We start from the raw sequence: 19,083 nt of genomic DNA on the forward strand, positions 1-19,083 counted from the left end.
TATAAAGCTAACAATAAAAATGCCAAATTTTTTATGAAATTTTAATTCTGGGACATTTTTTAAAAAGTGATCAATCAGTAAGATATGCATTACTTGATAAATAAAAGACGAGAGAAAGCATTTTCGAAATTTTGTAACTACATGTTTTTAATGAAATAAATAAAATGCAGTAAGACAGTTAACCAATATTTAGAAAAAGCCCTCTTTGTTAACTCCTATAAAAATAGAGCCTTCCATTTCACTTGATTTTTCTCGTTAGAATTAGCGCCTTTTTATTCAGTTTCAATTTAAAACAATGATTTTTAGTTGTAATTACAGAAGTTGAGCCAAGCTCACATAAGAAAATGGAATTTTCTACACACTGGTAATTTTCAGGCTTTTCGATTGAAAGAAGTCGAAACTGATATCAAGAATTTTGAGTTTACTAAGGCATAAATCTAAAAAGCGAGCCGAATGGCTCGCTTTAACGATGAACAAACTCGCTATTTTAATGAACTGTAGTAAGCCGCTAAATTAGCAATATCTGCATCGGAAAGAGGTGCTGCCATTCCCGTCATGATTGCCGCTTGACCACCCGTTCTTTGACCTGCCTTATAGGCTTTTAATGCAGCACTTATATAGCCAGCATTTTGCCCCGCTAGATTTGGATAAGTAGGAATCATTGCAATGCCATTTGCACCATGACATGCCGCACACACAGCCGATTTTGCTTTACCCGCTGATATATCAGCGGCGTTTACAGTAAAAGGTAAACAAGCAATCGCAACTGCAGAGATCCATAAACCTAATTTCATACGATTTTCCTTACAAAGAGACTCAGTTAAAAAATAAATCACCCTTAAATACATATCATAAAAACGCTAGGACAAATTTGTCTAAAAGCAGGAAAGCTTGAGTTAGGTGTTTTTATTCAGTTTTTAGTGATTTTCGCTTCGATATACATAAAACATTAACTGCTAATAAGGTGTTTTTCCAATTCATAGCATTCGTATTATGAAAAAACATCCATACTATGAACAAAGCTCCTACAACTAAAAAGTAAGAACGAACCACTTAATCAGTCAATTTCCTCCAGCATAGAAGACCAAACAACATCTATATCACTCTATTTTCCAAGAGCACTCCCCTAAGCAGAAGCAACAAAAATTTCACATAGGTTCACCTATGCTGAGCCTCCAAGTTTTTAACTCACCTTAGACTTGGGCTATTCAGCAAGGACATGCCTAGCAGTAAACAGGGATTTTAAATCGAACACTTAATAGTCATCTTTTAGATAAGTAAGGTTTTAATGGAATCCTCAAATACATTGCTAAGGCGGTTTTACGCCCCTCTCAAACCCTTCGCTCTTTTCACTTTCGTCGCTATGCTTATTCTTTCTCTTTGCAGGATTGGCTTAAGTATTTGGCAGGAAGCAAGAATTGAATCTTTTACCGACTGGATCACTTTGTTAGGTTTTGGAGCAAGGATAGACAGTGTAACCATTGCAATGTTTATTGGTATTCCAGCTGTAATCACCTTACTCATCTCAGGTATCCCTTGGGTAAATAGAGTCTGGGATAAGGTTTGTCAGCTATGGCTTATGGCTGTACTTGTCTTCTTTATCTTTATGGAGGTCTCAACTCCAGCATTCATATTAGAATACAGTTTAAGACCCAACCGTCTCTTCATTGAATACCTAATTTATCCAAAAGAAGTATTTTCAATGTTATGGTCAGGCCATAAACTGACATTATTTTTAAGCTCAATTGTGACGGTTGCTGCGGTTTATTTTTGCTACAAACTGTTTTATCTAAGTAGCACACTGACAAAAGATAATCCTAAGTGGTTTGAACGCCCGATTTTTGCTGCCTTTGTCCTTGTATTAGCGGTTGCTGTTGCAAGATCCTCACTAGAGCACAGGCCAATCAACCCAAGTTTTACCTCTTTTACAAATGATCCACTAGTAAATAGCCTCACTCTTAATTCAAGTTATTCTGTGCTTTACGCAGCTAAGGGAATGAAAAATGAAGTGAGCTCTTTTGACCTTTATCCAAAAATGTCCAAGCAGGAAATTACAAATACGATTAGACAGAGTATGGGGGTAGAGCCAACAGACTTTGTATCTGAAGAATACCCAACCCTACACAAACACCTTGCCAGTAAGCGCTATAACAAACCAAAAAACCTTGTCATCATTCTAGAAGAAAGCCTTGGTGCTCAGTTTGTAAAAAGCCTAGGAGGGCTTGACCTAGCGCCTTATTATGACGCCTTAAGTGAAGATGGATGGGCATTTGAAAACCTTTACGCAACAGGTACTCGTTCGGTTAGAGGTATTGAAGCCGTTATAACAGGTTTTGTTCCTACACCGGCAAGAAGCGTTGTAAAACTGCCAAAATCACAGTCTCAGTTCTTTACCATTGCAAAGTTACTTAATCAAAAAGGTTTTGATACTAGCTTCATCTATGGGGGCAGTGCTCATTTCGATAATATGAGTAGCTTTTTTATTGGTAATGGCTTTAAGCAAATTATTGAAGAAAAACATTATGAGAACCCAACTTTTAAAGGCTCTTGGGGGGTAAGTGACGAAGACTTATTTAATAAAGCCCATCAAATCTTTACGGAAAAAGCCAAGCAAAACAAGCCTTTCTTCAGCCTAGTTTTTAGCTCTTCCAATCATGATCCTTATGAGTTTCCCGATAATAAGATAGCGCTTTATGATGAAACTAAAAACACACGCAACAATGCTGTTAAATACGCTGATTATGCCTTAGGTAAGTACTTTGAAAAGGCCCAAACATCCAGCTACTGGGACGATACAGTTTTCCTTGTAGTGGCTGACCATGACGCTAGAGTGCATAAGGCAAATCTAGTACCTATTAATAATTTCCACATTCCTGGGCTTATTTTGGGTAAAGATATCAAACCTAAAAAAGATTCTCGTATTGCCAGTCATATCGATTTAGCCCCCACACTCTTATCTTTAATTGGGGTTAATAGTATCCACCCTATGGTAGGTCGTGACTTCACCAAGCTTGATGATAACTACCAAGGACGAGCTATGATGCAATTTGCGAGCAACCAAGCTTATATGAAAGGTAATGATGTGGTGGTTTTACAGCCAAATAAAGCCCCTAAAAGCTTTAAATATATTGAAGGAGAGCTTATTAAATCAGCACAACATAAGACAGATCTAATCAAAGAAGCAATGGCTTACCCTCTGCTTGGAAGCTGGTTTTATCAAGAAGGTAAATACGATATTTCGAATCATTAACATACAAAGGGAGCTTGGATAATAAGCTCCCTTTTAAAATTATTCCCACTAATAGGGGAACGTCAGACCAATACTAATTGAACTCAACTCAAACGCACTATTATCTGGCATGGTTCGCCATTCTATAAACAATTTACTGACATCAAAAAGGTTATAATCTGCGCCTATGCCATAACTGACACCGGATGCCTGAGCCTTGGTATTGGAAGAAATATCATAGTCAGCATAGCCAAAAAGAGCATATAAACGAGCATCCTCAAAACTCAAGTAAGGCTTAAAATACAAGAGTTTATATAGGTCTACTCCAACAGTACGATTTGACACATCTTCATTTTCAGCATCCCCAAAGCCCATTCCAAGCCTTAAAGAAATCTCTAGGGGATTAAATAGCTCGTAATCAAACATACCTTCAAACGATATAGGAGAATAAACCTCACCAGATTCATCATAATTCCAGGTAACAAATGCCCCACCTAAATAAAAAGTATCATTTACATCAGATTCAAGTATTTCTTCATCAGCATAAAGAAAATGAGAAAAGCTAATAAAACATAAAAGAGTCAATAATCGCATATTCCCTCCTGCATTTTCTGACCACCAATAATAAGTATATGAAACTTTAATAAAATTACTGAATTTATATAAATAAAAAGCCAGCAGTTGCTGACTTTTTATTTAACTTGATTGTCCCGTCCTGAATAAGGTTGTCACTTTCCAATTAATCATTTGGAGAGTGTTATGCAATCAACATCTAAGCGTACTCAGCGCGACTATTCACTCGCTTTTAAATTATCGATTGTCGATCAGGTAGAAAAAGGCGAATTAACTTATAAACAAGCTCAAGATAAGTACGGCATTCAAGGTTGCTCTACTGTTTTAGTTTGGCTTCGTAAGCATGGCAAGCTAGATTGGTCTTTAGGGACTCCCCCTTTTTTTCTAAAAGGTAGTCATATGAAAGATCAAAAAACAGAACAAACACCCGAGCAACGCATTAAAGAACTCGAACAAAAACTGGCTGAAACACAATTGAAAGCTGAGTTCTTTGAGGCTGTCGTCACCGTTATGAAACGTGATTATGGTGTCAGCTTGCCAAAAAAGCAGCAAGAGATGTTATCCAAGAAAAAAAGATCAAAGCATTAACCGTGACTCAGTCATGTGTGTTTTTGAACATAAGCAGACAAGCCTATTATAAACAGTGTCGTTGTGCCTTAGAAAAGGAGCAACGCAATGAAGAGATCATTCGTTTTATTCGAACTAAGCGAATGCAACACCCCAGAATGGGTGGGCGTAAGCTTCTTTATTTTATGAAACAGAACAAAACGTTATCTAATGCGATAGGTCGAGACAAACTGTTTCAGTTAATGAGAGAAGCACGACTGCTAGTGCCATGTCGTCGGGCATATCATAAAACCACTCAAAGCAATCATCGCTTTTGGTGTCATCCCAACTTAATCAAAGCAAGTAAAGATCAGGTTGTTGTGAATAAGCCAAAGCAAGTATGGGTGGCCGATATTACCTACTTACCGGTACGAGAAGGGCAAGCCTACCTTAGTTTGATTACCGATATGTTCTCACGAAAAATAGTAGGCCATTATGTGCATAGTAGCCTTAAAACATGTGATGTTGTGATTGCCTTAAAGAAAGCAATTAAGTGCGCAGGAGATGTAAGGGGGCTTGTTCATCACTCTGATAGAGGTATCCAATACTGTTCGGCAATGTATCAAGCAATACATAATAAATATGGTATTCGTTGCTCAATGACAGATGGTTATGATTGTTATCAGAATGCGTTAGCAGAAAGAGTTAACGGAATTTTGAAGAATGAATATTTATTAGAAAAGCCGATGAATTTACAGGAGGCGAAGAAAATGGTGAAAGAATCAATCACACTTTATAATGAAAGTAGGCCGCATTTAAGCCTAAAATACAAAACGCCCGATGAGGTACATCGAGCGTTTTAACTGAAATAAGTGTCAACCTATATCAGGACTAGTCAGATTAGCTAAAATTAAATCAAACTAATGCGTCTTCAATCATCTTCGAATCTTCACTTGTATCTTCTTTTGGTTTCAAGAAACGGGAGTATTTAAATGGCGTAATATCCATATCTAAAGGCAAACCGCGATATAAGTCATTAATTAGCTTACCCGTAATAGCTGAAGTTAAAATACCTGTTCTAAAATGACCACAAGCATTGATATAACCTTCCACACCTTCCATTTCTCCTAAAATAGGAAACTCATCAGGTGTACCTGGCCTTAACCCAGCCCAACAGCGTTTAATATTCAGATCATTCAGCATAGGGATACACTTCACCGCACCATTTACTAACTCTTTAAGCTCTGGCAGGGTATTAGTAGTATCAAAGCCCTTTTCTTCAGTGGTACTTCCTATCAAGACTTCACCATTATCCTTTTGCGCAATATAGCAGTCTGTTGTAGAAACACAGCCCTTAAGAATTTTTGGCAAACGCTCAGATAGGATAATTTGGCCCTTAACTGGATAGACAGGTAACTCAATTCCCGTTGCCATTTTACTCAATTGAGCCGCCCAGCTGCCTGCAGCATTAATTAAGGTATCACAAGCAATAAAACCAGCATCAGTTTCAACACCAATCACCTTATTGCCACGTTTTTCGATCGAAAGGACCTCAGTTTCTAAAAAGAGCTCAACACCATTTTGACGAGCGGCTTCTAGATAAGCTTCATTTAAACGATAAGGATTAACCTGATGGTCACATTTAAACTCTAATGCACCGATAGACTTTTTATTAATGTATGGTTCATCTTCAGCAAGTTCTTCTGCGCTTAGCCAACTCACTTGGTCTATTAACCCAGGAATATGATCTACAATAGAATCGGCATACATCTTATCGTATTCATCATACATGACATATTTCAGGCCCGTTTTTTCAAACTTAAAATCAACGCCATGTTTGTCTTTTAATTCTTGCCATAAAGCTGGGTACATAGCATTACTTTTTAACGCAAACTCAAAAAAGTAATCAGGTAAAACATGCGGCCTCATTGGCGGTAAGTCTTCACCGGTTGCGTCTGCTTGCTGCATCGTCATGCGATTAAAGAAAATAACACCACATCCTAAACCAACAGATTCACCAATTGCCCACAAACCACCAGCAGAAGCACGAGAGGCATTACCTGGTTTTTTAAGGTCGACCAATGCAATTTTTAAGTCTTTTTCTTTACTCAAAAAATAAGCACAAGCAGCGCCAATTACACCACCACCCGCGATCACTATGTCATATTTTTTATTTGTCTTAGTACTCATAATTGCACTCCATCAGATAAGGCAGAAAAAGGAATAGGATCAAGTGGAAAACGTGGCTTAATATGCCCGACATCTGGATTTTTTAACTCATGTCCTAATCTATCCTGACAATAGCTATTACAGGTTTTGCCTTGGCAGTCTCCCATACCTGCTCGCGTCCTCATTTTTAAAGATGTGATATCTTTCACACCTTGTTCAATCACGTCATCAATATCCGATCGAGTGACATTCTCACAACGACACACTATGGTATTTGGTTTCAATAAAGATAAAAGACCTTCTCGACGACGTCCGATTCGATCAAAACCAGCTCTGAAACTTTTCACTTTTTGCAATAATGTAAAGTAGTCATCTGCTTTACTATTTGCTTGCTCCGATGTTACTTTTTGACGAGTTTGTGCAATAGATAAGGCAGCGATACGCCCTTCTACCATGGCTCCTTCCCCTCCTAAAATGCCAACACTGTCCCCTGCAATATAGATATTTTCCTGACTAGATTTTTGCCAAGTATCTATCTTAGGTTTAAGACCACTAATAGGGCAAACATCATGCTCTAACTGGAACAACTGGCTGAGCTGATTACGTGATACAAATCCATAGCCCACAGCAAGGCAGTCTAGCTCTAAACTTGTTCCCGTTCCTTCAATGGGGTACCAATCATCTGTGTATTTCGCAAAATGCGCTTTTTTGAGGTTACCTTCTCCCGAAACAGATACAATCCCTTGGCCATAATGCATTGGAATGGCATTTGCCTTTAGGTAACTCAGCATGCCCATCCCTTCTAAGGCAAGAACAGGGCGATTAAGTAAAGCTCGGCTCTCCTTGGCAAAGTCACTAAACTTACCCGCTTCGTATACACCCAATACTTCAACACCTGCTTTGAATAGCTGGCAAGCGACAAGAGGCAACAAAGGCCCCGTACCCACAACCGCCATTTTTTGCCCCGGCTTTACTAACCCTGACTTAAGCTGAAGCTGAACACCTCCGAGAAGCATGACACCCGGCATTTGCCAACCATCAAAAGGAACACTACGTTCATGGCACCCAGTAGCAATAATGAGCTCTTCATAGCTAAGTTCACTCACCTCTTCCTTATGGCGAACTAACAAACTAGATTTTCCAGCTGGCCCTAATACTCGTGTATTTAGCCTTAATTCAATAAAGGCTTGATGTTCATGGTATTGCTGTCTGATATTTGAAATTTTTTTGCGTAGCTTAGAATCTAAATGAGGTAGTTCAATCGCTTCTCGATAAGGTCCTCGAAAAACAGCGCCACCGATTTTCGGTGCTTCATCCAATACAATAGAATGAATACCCGCTTGCGCTAATTCAACAGCAGCGGAAATACCTGCTGTGCCAGCTCCAACAATAACGACAGGTGATGTATGAGTCATTTAGAAGCCCTCTTCTAAACGGTTTGTTTGGGTATTAATACGCATACCTGGTTCAATCAAGGTTTGACAGGCTTTCATCTTATGCTTGCCGTTTACCTGAACATTGCAGCAATGACAGATTCCCATACCACAATAAGCACCAGTAATTTTTGCATGGTCATTTTGAGCTATTTCATTCTTACCTACGGCAAAAAGTACACTTAAAATATTTTCCCCAAGCACTGCATCCACCCTCTGATCATCTATCCAAACTTGGGTAAACTGACCACTTGGCGGCACAATATCTTGCTTCCTATCAAGTTTTTTGTTGTGTTCCATTAACTCTACATATTGATCCATCTCTAGTCCTTTAATTTAATATTTTTATAAATATCAGTTACTTAGAAAAATATAAAACACGATTAGTTCTATATTTGATAAATTTAGGGCGCAGTTATCCCTACATTTATTTTGAAAATGCATACTTTATTTAAGTGATTAGGTACTAAAAAGAAAAAGGAGGATAAATAACGGCCGAGCGAATTAGCCAAGCTCTAGCAAAAAACAAAAAGCCATTAATAAAAAAATAGAAGCAAACTCAAACATCACAATAAACGCAAACACAATGCACCTTATTAATTAGCCAGCCTTAGAATCCAACCGAATTATAAAAATAAACAAAAGCTCCTGTATTGCCTTTTAAGATAAGGCTCAATTTGTAGGACTCAGCAGTTCATCTCTTTAGGCTTTCAAAAAATGATTCTGTAACCCTGAACCCAACTTCAAAAACACTCATACCTAACTTGGAAATGACGATAAGCTGTGCCAGTTAATATGGCTATTACTCAAGATTACAGGCAAAAGAGATATTGATATTTCTCATACAAATAAGGCGGTGTTTTTATAAAAAGTTTTATAAAAAAATTCTGCCCTATGCATCCAAAACGCCACAGCAAACGTTTCTCTCTGGGACGACATAAATAAAAATGGAAAATCATATGAAAACTCTCGTTAAAACTGTTTGCGTTATTGGCCTAGCTCACTCTCTTATTGCTTGTGCTGCGAGCTCTGATTCTTACTATTCAAGTAGCAAAAGCAGCGACAGCAAAATGGAAACACACCTTACAGATGCAAATGGCATGAGTCTTTATACATTTGATAAAGACACAGCCAATACGTCAAACTGCAATGGCGCATGTGCAACCCTTTGGCCACCACTCTTGGTAAAAGAAGGAGAGGAAAAACCTGCAAGCTATACACGCATCACCCGTAATGATGGAAATTTACAATGGGCTCTCAACGGCAAGCCACTTTATACTTGGGTTAGAGATACTAAACCTGGTGATATCACAGGCGATGGTGTTAAAGGCGTTTGGCACCTTGCAAAGAAACCTTAAAACCTTCAATGTCAGCATTAGCTCGGCTTTTAGGCCGAGCCTTACAAGGAAACTATTTTGAGTTTTGATGCCATAACGAATAAGACACAGGACAAAAGTTTTAAACATAAAGTTGAAATCTTGCTGGCACAGGTTTGTTTAAAAGACCAAACAGCATTTGAAAGTCTTTACCAAGAGACCAGCCCAAAGCTATATGGCTTAATACTGAAGATGATTCAAGATAAAGAGATTGCTGCTGATATCTTGCAAGAAAGCTTTAATAAGATATGGCACCAAGCCTCCTCGTATCGTAGTGATTTAGGTGAAAACTGGGCTTGGGCTTGGATGTGTCAAATTACTCGAAATACAGCACTAGATCACATAAGAAAAACAAATCGTCGCCCTGAATCTCCTCTAGAAGAAACTGATATAAACCAGATTACGGACGAAGGCATGGCAATAGCAGAACAAAGAGATCTTAATTACTGCCTAAACCAACTAAAGCAAGAGCCGAGACGAGTGATTGTATTGGCCTATGTTCATGGTTTTTCCCATTCAGAGTTAGCAGACAAGTTAAGCACCCCAATCGGCACCCTAAAGTCTTGGATAAGACGAGGACTAAAGGAGCTAGAATTATGTCTCAAAAATTAAATTTAGCCCTTCGCTATCAAAACCCTAAAGTACGCTCTCACCTTGCCAGCCAATTCGTCTTAGGCACCTTATCTCCTAAGGTAAAGCAAAGAGTTATCCGCCTAATGAAGATTGATAAGGAACTAGAGCAAGCTATTTATCAGTGGCAAAGTCGGCTAGAGCCAATTAACACCAGCATAGATGAAGTCATTCCACCAAAAAAAGTATGGACAAAACTAAGTCGCGAGCTCAATTTTACCAAACAAACGAAACCCTCTTGGTGGCAATCTCTATTCTTATGGCGAGGAGTGAGTGCTATAAGTTTCGCTCTCATGCTCAGTCTATTTATCGGTAAACTTGGATTAGAGCACACCAACACGCCACCAAGTTTAGCCTTACAAGGGCCAAGTTATTTAGCGGTTTTAACATCCACAGAGGAATCAAATAAAACACTCCCTGAACTGATTGTTAGTGCCTATAAAAGCCCAGAAGCAGGTCAATCTGAATTGCATATTCAGTGGAATAAAAATACGGATAATCAGCAGAATTTCAAACTGGAAAGAGATCAAAACCTCACGCTTTGGACCATAGATAAAAGCACTGGAGAGCAAGTCTCTTTAGGGCCTCTTGTCAACACAAACAACAAACAAAAATTAAGTGTTGCTCAATGGCAACTAATAAAAAACAGCAAAGAACTTTGGTTAACGAAAGGGAATAAAGAAACTGATCCAGTTCTCTTTAAAGGCGAATGTTTGCAACTGTCCAGTTGGAAAACCAGTTAACCAGGCATAAAAAAACGGGGCTTATTGCCCCGTTTTTTTATGCCTATACTTGGTAGATAAAAGTAAGGGATTAGCTCTTAAGACTGCTGATTACCTTTGTAATCGTTTCGATCGTAAAATCGATATCATCTTCCGTCGTAAAACGACCAACTGAAATACGTAAAGAAGCATGGGCTAATTGATCTGGTAAACCTATGGCTCTTAGTACATAAGAAGGTTCCAAGCTTGCAGATGTACAAGCAGAACCAGAAGAAACAGCAATATCCCCAAGAGACATCAACAAGACTTCACCATCAACATCGGCAAAACCCACATTAAGCACCCCAGCAACTCTTTGCTCAGGGTGACCATTTAAGTGCACACCACCTAAGTCTTTAATGCCATTCCATAACTTATCTCTAAGAGCAGTAATACGCTCTTTATCAGCTTGCATATCTTGGTTAGCCAATTCAAACGCTTCACCCATACCCACAATTTGATGGGTAGCAAGCGTACCAGATCGCATACCGCGCTCATGGCCGCCACCATGCATTTGCGCTTCAATTTTTACCTTTGGAGAGCGGCGTACATATAAAGCACCTATGCCTTTAGGACCATAAGTTTTATGGGCAGTTAAAGACATGAGATCTACCTTCATGGCATTAACGTCTATTTCAAGTTTACCTGTTGCTTGAGCGGCATCAACATGTAAATAAGTGCCGTTCGCTCGCGTTAACTCACCAATTTTAGCAATATCAGTCACTATACCGATTTCATTATTTGCCATCAGTAAAGAAACTAAAATAGTATCTTCACGTAATGCCGCTTGTACCATTTCAGGCTGAATAACACCTTGCTCATCAGGCTTTAAATAAGTGACTTCAAAACCTTCAAGCTCAAGCTGCTTACAAGGATCTAAAACAGCCTTATGCTCAATCATGGAGGTAATAATATGCTTACCTTTCTTTCCATATTGATGAGCAATTCCTTTTAATGCCAAATTATTTGCTTCGGTTGCACCTGAGGTCCAAACAATCTCTCTCGCATCAGCCTTGATCAAATCCGCCACCTGTTGTCTTGCATCTTCAACGGCTTCTTCTGCACGCCAGCCAAACATGTGTGAACGAGATGCAGGATTACCAAAATTGCCTTCTAAAGAAAGGCATTGCATCATTTTCTCAGCCACTCTTGGGTCAACCGGTGTAGTTGCTGAATAATCAAGATAAACAGGGGAACGCATTTTCTTCTCCATAAAAGTAAGTGTTAACTTACTTTAGATCATATATTCTATAAGCTTTATTAAACTAGCAGACCTAAAGTGCTGCTTTTGCCATTGCCTGAATTCTAGCGACGATAGATTTAAGACCATTACCTCTAGTCGGACTTAAGTGACGCTCAAGATCTAGCTCAGCAAAATAGGCATCAATATCAAATGCATCAATATCTGTCGCTGTTTTATTATCATAAGCAGCCATCACCAAAGCTAAAAGACCACGAACAATAATGGCATCACTATCAACAACAAATGTCATCCGTTCGCCGTCTTGACCTGGCTCAATCCAAACACTGCTTTGACAGCCTTTAACTAAGCGCAACTCAGTTTTTAGCGCTTCATCCATAGCAGGTAAAGATTTACCTAAATCTATGATGTATTTATATCTGTCTTCCCAGTCGTCGAAAAATTCTAAATCTTCAATAATTTCAGTTGTGCTTGGTAATGACATATAAATAAAAATCTCTTTCAATAAGAAGGGGAATTGACCAGTTCTTTAATTGTGGCCATAAAAACTTCGGTCTAAAACAAAACAACCCTAGTTGGAATATCAACTAGGGTCGCTATTGTATGAGAAACACTGCTGAGGGTGAACCTCTTGAATCAGATTAAAGTCAGTTAAAAGAAAAGCCCTGCTTCTAACTGCGCTTCTTCACTCATCATTTCACGAGACCAAGGTGGATCAAACACCAGCTCGACCTTAACTGTTTCTACATTAGGAACCATAGCAACGCGATAATCCACATCACTGACTAACACAGGGCCCATACCACAACCAGGTGCAGTCAATGTCATATCAATACGAACACTCTTACTATCTTGGTCTACTTCAACTTTATAAATGAGCCCAAGAGAGACTAAGCTAATCGGTATTTCTGGATCAAAAATACTGTCTAATGCCTGCCAAACTTGCTCTTCAACTATTTCACCTGTGCCAGAATCAGTAAATTCTAGTACTTCAGGCTCTTGTCCTATGGCATCAGCATCTGTGCCATCAATACGCAACATATTACCTTGAAAGGTAACTGTGTAATTCCCACCTAAACTTTGATTTATGGTCAGAAACTGGCCTTCTTCAATAATAGTAGGCTCGCCACTAGGCACTCTTCGTGCTGGACATTGCCTTTGGGTTACGACCATTTTTTGCATTAAATCAATTCTCTTTAAAGGCTCAATTTATTTGAGCTGAGGTCGAATTAGACGACGCCCTGATCGGTTACACTAAAGCTCTCACCACAACCACACTCAGACACAACATTTGGATTGTTAAACTTCACAACTTCATTAAGCCCTTCTTGAGCAACATCAATTTCAGTGCCAGCAACTAAACCTAATGCTTCACCTGAAACGGCGATGGTTAACTCGTCAAACTGAAAAACTTTATCATCTGCTTCTGGGCTATCAGCTAAATCTAGAACATAAGCAAAGCCAGTACAGCCGCTTACTTTAGTTGTCAGACGAATTAGCTTGCCTGCTTGGTTCTGCATTTTTTTAGCAAAATACGCTTTGGCCACATCACTTAGACTAATGGCCTGTGCTGGATTAAAACTAGAAACAGTCATATAACACTCCTAAGCCAACATAGTTTTGACTTTGTGTAGGGCTTCAAATAAAGCATCTACTTCTTCTAATGTATTGTAAACCGCAAATGAAGCTCTCGCTGTACCTGGTACTTGAAATCTGTCCATCAAAGGCTGAGCACAATGATCACCTGTACGTATCGCAATACCTTGTCTGTCTAACAAGAAACCAATATCAGCAGGGTGACCCGAGTCCATCACAAAGCTTATCGCACCGACTTTATGATTTGCATTACCAATAATGCGAAGACCATCAAATGCCATAGCTTGTTCTGTTGCACTTAACATAAGTGCTTTTTCATGGGCTTGAACCGCAGCTTGATCTAGCTCGCTGTACCACTTAATTGCTGCGCCCATTGCAATCGCATCACCCACATTTGGTGTGCCAGCCTCTAAACGATAAGGCAAGACATTCCAGCTCGACTCTGTATAACTTACGCGTGAAATCATCTCACCGCCCGTTTGCCATACAGGCCAATCAGCAAGAACATCTTCACGCCCCCAAAGAATACCAACCCCCATAGGGCCGTATATTTTGTGAGCAGAGAAAGCATAAAAATCACAGCCAATGTCCTGCACATCTATGTCGCCATGAGCAGCGCCTTGAGCGCCATCAACCAATACCCAAGCGCCTACTTCTTTGGCTTTTTGAGTTAAACGCTTAATCGGATTAACACTGCCTAGGGCATTAGATACGTGTGGAAATGCCACCATCTTAGTATTTTCATTTAACAGGGCATCAAAAGCGTCAAGGTCTAACTCACCTAAGTCTGAAATAGGTGCAACATGTAAACTCGCGCCAGCTTGTAAACAAGCTTGCTGCCAAGTTACCAAGTTTGCGTGATGCTCCATTGCGGTTACCACAACTTCATCACCTGCTTTTAAAAGTTTAGTTAAACCATGCGCCACTATGTTAATAGACTCGGTCGTACCACTGGTCCAAATCACTTCGTGACGTGCTTTTGCATTCAAAAATTGAGCAATGATGTCACGGGCATTTTCAAAGCGACGTGTCGCCTCATCCGCCAATTGGTGCGCACCACGGTGAACGTTGGCATTACATTGAGTGTAATAATCAACTATCGCATCAATGACACACTGCGGCTTTTGGGTTGTTGCCGCGTTATCTAAATAGATAAGAGGTTTACCATCAATCTTACGATCTAAGATAGGAAACTCTTTGCGTATTGCCGTTACATCAAAACTCATTTTAATCGCCTATTTCACTTCCATTTGCGAGAATTTCTCACGCATTTGCGGACGTAGCCATTCTGCCAATTCTTGATTTGGCATCTGATCAATCAACTCATTAATAAAGCCAAAGTTCAACATCACTTGAGCTTTAGCACGACTAATGCCACGAGATTGCATGTAATACAGAGCTTTCTTATCGATTTCAGCTACCGTTGCACCATGAGCACAACGTACGTCATCAGCATAAATCTCAAGCTCTGGCTTGGTATTAATCTCTGCTTTATTAGACATCAAAAGGTTACGGTTATTCAGTTCAGCCAATGTCTTTTGTGCATCACGATGAATATGAATACGACCATTAAAAACCGCTTTTGCCTGATCCGCTGCGATAATACGAATATTTTCTTCTGTCGTACCATGCGGCACAGCGTGTTCAACCGTTGCATGTAAATCGAACAATTCTTTACCGTCTAATAAGTAAAAAGCATTCATCTTAGCGAAAGCATTTTCGCCAGCATGCACCATATCCACATCAACACGAGATAAATCACTACCAAAGCCAACTAAGGTGCTATTTAAGTCAGCACGTTCAGCTAGTTGGAAATGACTACCACCTAAGCTCACAGCCTTACCAGTTTGCAAAGCAAAACGATAATGTTCAAGACGAGCATCAGCACCAATTTCGTATTCAACGAAACCTGTATTTAGACTTTCTTCATTACCTTGATAATGTTCACTGACTGTCAACTTCGCATGCTCACCCAACACAACCAAAACGCGAGTATGTGCTTGTGCAGCTAAACCGAGTATTGAAGTTAAGCGTATAGCCGGCGCTACGCTCACATTGTCAGCCACTTCAATAACAAGTACGTCTTGCACTAGGGCATCATTCAACAAACCAAAAACATGACGCTCAGGCTTAATACTAGAAAACTTAGCGAGTACTTCAGCTTGTTTGCTTGCATCCGCTTGGCTTGCCAATTGAATAGACAAACCTTCAGGCAGTGTCAGTGCAGCTAGATCAGTCACAAACTGGCCATTTTCAAACACTAAATCTAGGCATTCAAAACCTTGTATTTGAGTCAGTGTTGAAGTTGACGTAAAAGCCGCTGGCGCTTCTTTGCTAAACTTTTCAACTGGACGCAAAGAGGTGTATTTCCATGCTTCCGTTTTACGTGTTGGCCAGCGTATATCAGCCAAGGCGCTTAGCGCCAAATCACGTTTAGGGGAAAGCCAATCACTCACACCTTGTGCTTGAGTGATGGCTTGATTTAGCCATTCACTCATGCGTTTTGTCCTTCTTCATCACTTGGCTGTAACCAAGCATAACCTTGTGCTTCTAACTCAAGAGCAAGAGACGCATCACCACTTTTCACTATCTTACCGTCTGCAAGAACATGGACGAAGTCAGGTTTAATATAATCAAGTAGGCGTTGATAGTGGGTAACAACAACAAAGCTGCGATCATTAGAACGCTGGCTATTTACCCCTTCAGCAACCACTTGAAGTGCATCAATATCAAGACCAGAGTCAGTTTCATCAAGGATACAAACCTTAGGCTGCAACAAAAGCATTTGCATGATTTCATTACGTTTTTTCTCACCACCAGAGAAACCTTCGTTAACGCCACGCTTTAAGAAAGCAAGCGGTAGATTAACTTGTTTACAAGCTGCTTTAGCCAATTTTAGGAAGTCAGCAGAGGAAACAGCCTCTTCACCACGTGCTTCACGTTGAGCGTCAACAGATGCTTTTAAGAACTCTAGGTTACTTACACCTGGAATCTCAACTGGGTATTGGAAAGCTAAGAAAAGGCCAGCACGTGCTCTCTCTTCTGCTTCAAGATCAAGAATATCAACTCCATCAAGAACGGCACTGCCCTGTTCTACCGAATAACCTTCACGGCCTGAAAGGACATAACCCATGGTACTTTTACCCGCACCATTTGGACCCATGATCGCATGTACTTCACCAGGCTTAACCTCTAGGTTTAGGCCTTTAAGGATATTCTTCTCTTCGACACTGGCATGTAAGTCTTTTATGGTTAAAAGGCTGCTTGTATCTTTAGTATTTGTATTCGACATGTACGTGTGTCCTCAACCTACAGAGCCTTCAAGGCTAATTTCTAGCAACTTGCCAGCTTCGACGGCAAATTCCATTGGTAATTCTTTAAAGACTTCCTTACAGAAGCCATTCACTATCATAGAGACTGCTTTCTCTGGATCTAAGCCACGTTGTTGGCATAAGAACATTTGGTCATCGCTCACCTTAGAGGTTGTCGCTTCATGCTCAACAATGGCAGAAGGGTTACGACTTTCAACATAAGGGAAAGTGTGCGCACCACATTGATCCCCAATTAGCAGGGAGTCACATTGGGTAAAGTTACGTGCACCATCAGCACCTGGGTTCATACGGACCAAGCCACGGTAGCTGTTGTTACTACGGCCAGCAGAGATCCCCTTAGAGATGATGGTCGACTTGGTATTTTTACCTAAGTGAATCATCTTGGTACCAGTATCAGCTTGTTGTGCGCCACGAGTAAGTGCTACTGAGTAAAACTCACCAACACTATTATCACCTTTCAACACACAACTTGGATATTTCCAAGTAACCGCTGAGCCTGTTTCAACCTGTGTCCAAGAAATTTTGGCATTGGTATGACATATGCCACGTTTGGTCACAAAGTTATAAATGCCGCCTTTACCGTTCTCATCACCTGGATACCAGTTTTGAACAGTTGAGTATTTAATCTCGGCATCATCAAGAGCAACAAGTTCAACTACCGCTGCGTGCAATTGGTTTTCATCACGTTGAGGCGCTGTACAGCCTTCAAGGTAACTTACATGACTGCCTTCATCAGCAATAATCAAGGTACGTTCAAATTGACCAGTATTTTGCTCATTGATTCGGAAGTAAGTTGACAATTCCATCGGGCAACGCGTGCCTTTAGGAATATAAACAAATGAACCATCGGTAAATACTGCACAGTTTAGTGCCGCATAATAGTTATCTTTGGTCGGTACCACACTGCCTAGGTACTTTTTAACTAACTCAGGGTGGTTTTGAATCGCTTCAGAGATAGGGCAGAAAATAACCCCAGCTTCGGACAGTTTTTCACGGAAAGTTGTCACAACTGACACAGAGTCAAATACAGCGTCAACCGCAACACCCGCTAGCATTTGCTGCTCAATCAGAGGAATACCTAATTTTTCATAGGTGCGAATCAGTTCTGGATCAACTTCATCAAGCGACTTAGGTTTATCCTTCATGCTTTTTGGTGCAGAAAAATAGGAAATGGCTTGAAAATCAATTTTTTCGTAATCCACATGAGCCCAATCCGGCTCTTCCATTTCTTGCCATACTTTGAATGCCTTCAAACGCGCTTCTAGCATCCATTCTGGCTCATTTTTCATGGTCGATATACGACGAATGACATTCTCATCCAAGCCGGGCTCAAAAGTATCTGACTCCACATCAGATACAAATCCAGCTTCGTATTCGCGCTCAAGCGCCTTATCAATCTGATCTGTCATATCTAATAACACTCACTTAAACTAGATTGCGAAGTGCTTAGCAAAGACATTAAGCCAATAACCCTGCCGCTATTGGCTTAACACCCAAATTATGCACCTTTTTGAATTAGACTTAATTCAAGAGTTCCGCATTAATTTTACTGCTCTGGTCAATCTCACCAGTATGCACTAACTGTTCGTTTTCTTGTCTTTGCGCGACCAGTCTCACATCTTTACGTGACACTAATTGCGCCAAACTAATTTGACTTAAGAAGTCATGAATTTGATCACTAAGATCACACCACAAATGGTGAGTCAGGCAAGTTGTGCCTGATTGGCAATCATTTTTACCTTTACACCCGGTCGCATCCACAGATTCGTTTACGGCATCCACAATCTGAGCTACAAAGATCTGATCATTAGCACGACTCAATCTGTAGCCACCGCCCGGTCCACGCACACTTGACACCAAAGTTTGTTTGCGAAGTTTGGCAAACAACTGCTCCAAATATGACAAAGAAATACCTTGACGCTGGGAGATATCAGCCAAGGAAACTGGGCCATTATCCGAGTGTAAAGCGAGGTCCAACATAGCAGTTACAGCGTAACGACCTTTAGTTGTCAGGCGCATATATTTTCTCGCTTCAAAAGTGCTGAATTTAAAAGCTAAGTATAGAACCAAAACCAAGTAAAATAGTCAAGTATTTAACCCAGTACTTTAGTAGGTTATTTAACCGATAAAAATGTGCGACGTATTCTACGCTTAGTCACATAAAAACTAAACCCATCTGACCTAGATCAGGCTAGGCAAACACAAAATACAAAATAAATTCATGAATAGAGCTCTTT

At 40.0% G+C, this 19,083-nt stretch carries 19 protein-coding genes; 5 read left to right on the plus strand and 14 right to left on the minus strand.

Going from position 1 to position 19,083, the window contains the following annotated elements; translation table 11 throughout:
• Positions 1-482: 482 nt before the first annotated feature.
• Positions 483-794, minus strand: coding sequence for a c-type cytochrome (locus tag OA91_RS07790; protein WP_046017500.1), 312 nt, complete (start codon positions 792-794; stop codon positions 483-485).
• A 494-nt stretch (positions 795-1,288) separates the two neighbouring features.
• Between OA91_RS07790 and OA91_RS07795 the strand changes: the two genes are divergently transcribed.
• A complete protein-coding gene (locus OA91_RS07795) occupies positions 1,289-3,250 on the plus strand; it encodes an LTA synthase family protein (RefSeq protein WP_063337485.1) in 1,962 nt (653 codons plus the stop codon).
• 48 nt (positions 3,251-3,298) lie between these two features.
• Here OA91_RS07795 and OA91_RS07800 read toward each other — a convergent pair whose 3' ends face one another.
• The gene (locus OA91_RS07800) at positions 3,299-3,823 is read right to left on the minus strand and encodes an outer membrane beta-barrel protein (RefSeq protein ID WP_063337486.1); all 525 of its coding nucleotides are present in this window, start codon (positions 3,821-3,823) and stop codon (positions 3,299-3,301) included.
• A 165-nt stretch (positions 3,824-3,988) separates the two neighbouring features.
• On the opposite strand from OA91_RS07800, the gene OA91_RS07810 reads away from it, so the two are divergent.
• Positions 3,989-5,211, plus strand: a protein-coding gene (locus OA91_RS07810; RefSeq protein WP_157203794.1) for an IS3 family transposase whose coding sequence is annotated in 2 segments (ribosomal slippage) — positions 3,989-4,340 and positions 4,340-5,211 — 1,224 coding nt in all. Because the reading frame shifts where the segments join, the coding sequence is not laid out codon by codon here.
• 52 nt (positions 5,212-5,263) lie between these two features.
• Here the strand turns inward: OA91_RS07810 and OA91_RS07815 are convergent.
• From OA91_RS07815 to OA91_RS07825, 3 genes are read right to left on the minus strand one after another with little or no spacing between them, the layout of a single operon-like run.
• Entirely contained in the window at positions 5,264-6,538 is a 1,275-nt protein-coding gene (locus OA91_RS07815; protein ID WP_063337487.1) for an NAD(P)/FAD-dependent oxidoreductase, read from the minus strand.
• Positions 6,535-7,932, minus strand: a complete 1,398-nt coding sequence (locus OA91_RS07820; RefSeq protein ID WP_063337488.1) for an FAD/NAD(P)-dependent oxidoreductase — start codon at positions 7,930-7,932, stop codon at positions 6,535-6,537. The genes OA91_RS07815 and OA91_RS07820 overlap by 4 nt, the downstream gene beginning before the upstream one ends.
• The gene (locus tag OA91_RS07825; RefSeq protein WP_052702143.1) at positions 7,933-8,271 is read right to left on the minus strand and encodes a 2Fe-2S iron-sulfur cluster-binding protein; all 339 of its coding nucleotides are present in this window, start codon (positions 8,269-8,271) and stop codon (positions 7,933-7,935) included.
• Between the two features lie 638 nt (positions 8,272-8,909).
• Between OA91_RS07825 and OA91_RS07830 the strand changes: the two genes are divergently transcribed.
• The 3 genes from OA91_RS07830 to OA91_RS07840 are packed head-to-tail and all read left to right on the plus strand — an operon-like array spanning position 8,910 to position 10,699.
• Complete coding sequence (locus tag OA91_RS07830) at positions 8,910-9,308, plus strand: COG4315 family predicted lipoprotein (RefSeq protein ID WP_063337489.1); 399 nt, start codon at positions 8,910-8,912, stop codon at positions 9,306-9,308.
• Between the two features lie 57 nt (positions 9,309-9,365).
• A complete protein-coding gene (locus OA91_RS07835; protein WP_063337490.1) occupies positions 9,366-9,938 on the plus strand; it encodes an RNA polymerase sigma factor in 573 nt (190 codons plus the stop codon).
• Complete coding sequence (locus OA91_RS07840) at positions 9,923-10,699, plus strand: anti-sigma factor (RefSeq protein WP_063337491.1); 777 nt, start codon at positions 9,923-9,925, stop codon at positions 10,697-10,699. Before OA91_RS07835 ends, OA91_RS07840 begins: the two co-directional genes overlap by 16 nt.
• 70 nt (positions 10,700-10,769) lie before the next feature.
• On the opposite strand, the gene OA91_RS07845 is transcribed toward OA91_RS07840, so the two are convergent.
• From OA91_RS07845 to iscR, 9 genes are all read right to left on the minus strand, one after another.
• On the minus strand, positions 10,770-11,918 hold the full coding sequence (locus OA91_RS07845; RefSeq protein ID WP_063337492.1) for an IscS subfamily cysteine desulfurase: 1,149 nt from the start codon (positions 11,916-11,918) through the stop codon (positions 10,770-10,772).
• Positions 11,919-11,991: 73 nt separating this feature from the next.
• On the minus strand, positions 11,992-12,402 hold the full coding sequence (locus OA91_RS07850; RefSeq protein ID WP_046017509.1) for a SufE family protein: 411 nt from the start codon (positions 12,400-12,402) through the stop codon (positions 11,992-11,994).
• A 167-nt stretch (positions 12,403-12,569) separates the two neighbouring features.
• Positions 12,570-13,100 carry a putative Fe-S cluster assembly protein SufT gene (gene sufT, locus OA91_RS07855; RefSeq protein WP_063337493.1) on the minus strand — a complete coding sequence of 177 codons (531 nt, stop codon included), beginning with the start codon at positions 13,098-13,100 and terminating at the stop codon, positions 12,570-12,572.
• Positions 13,101-13,147: 47 nt separating this feature from the next.
• Positions 13,148-13,513, minus strand: a complete 366-nt coding sequence (locus OA91_RS07860) for a HesB/IscA family protein (protein ID WP_046017511.1) — start codon at positions 13,511-13,513, stop codon at positions 13,148-13,150.
• 9 nt (positions 13,514-13,522) lie between these two features.
• A complete protein-coding gene (locus tag OA91_RS07865; RefSeq protein ID WP_063337494.1) occupies positions 13,523-14,740 on the minus strand; it encodes an aminotransferase class V-fold PLP-dependent enzyme in 1,218 nt (405 codons plus the stop codon).
• A gap of 9 nt (positions 14,741-14,749) precedes the next feature.
• A complete protein-coding gene (gene sufD, locus OA91_RS07870; protein WP_063337495.1) occupies positions 14,750-16,012 on the minus strand; it encodes a Fe-S cluster assembly protein SufD in 1,263 nt (420 codons plus the stop codon).
• Positions 16,009-16,806, minus strand: coding sequence for a Fe-S cluster assembly ATPase SufC (gene sufC, locus OA91_RS07875; protein WP_063337496.1), 798 nt, complete (start codon positions 16,804-16,806; stop codon positions 16,009-16,011). The genes sufD and sufC overlap by 4 nt, the downstream gene beginning before the upstream one ends.
• 12 nt (positions 16,807-16,818) lie before the next feature.
• On the minus strand, positions 16,819-18,255 hold the full coding sequence (gene sufB, locus OA91_RS07880; protein WP_009832352.1) for a Fe-S cluster assembly protein SufB: 1,437 nt from the start codon (positions 18,253-18,255) through the stop codon (positions 16,819-16,821).
• Between the two features lie 112 nt (positions 18,256-18,367).
• The gene (gene iscR / locus OA91_RS07885; protein ID WP_046017515.1) at positions 18,368-18,865 is read right to left on the minus strand and encodes a Fe-S cluster assembly transcriptional regulator IscR; all 498 of its coding nucleotides are present in this window, start codon (positions 18,863-18,865) and stop codon (positions 18,368-18,370) included.
• Between the last annotated feature and the right edge of the window lie 218 nt (positions 18,866-19,083).

This window comes from Marinomonas sp. SBI8L, from assembly GCF_001624705.1.
Lineage (GTDB): Bacteria > Pseudomonadota > Gammaproteobacteria > Pseudomonadales > Marinomonadaceae > Marinomonas.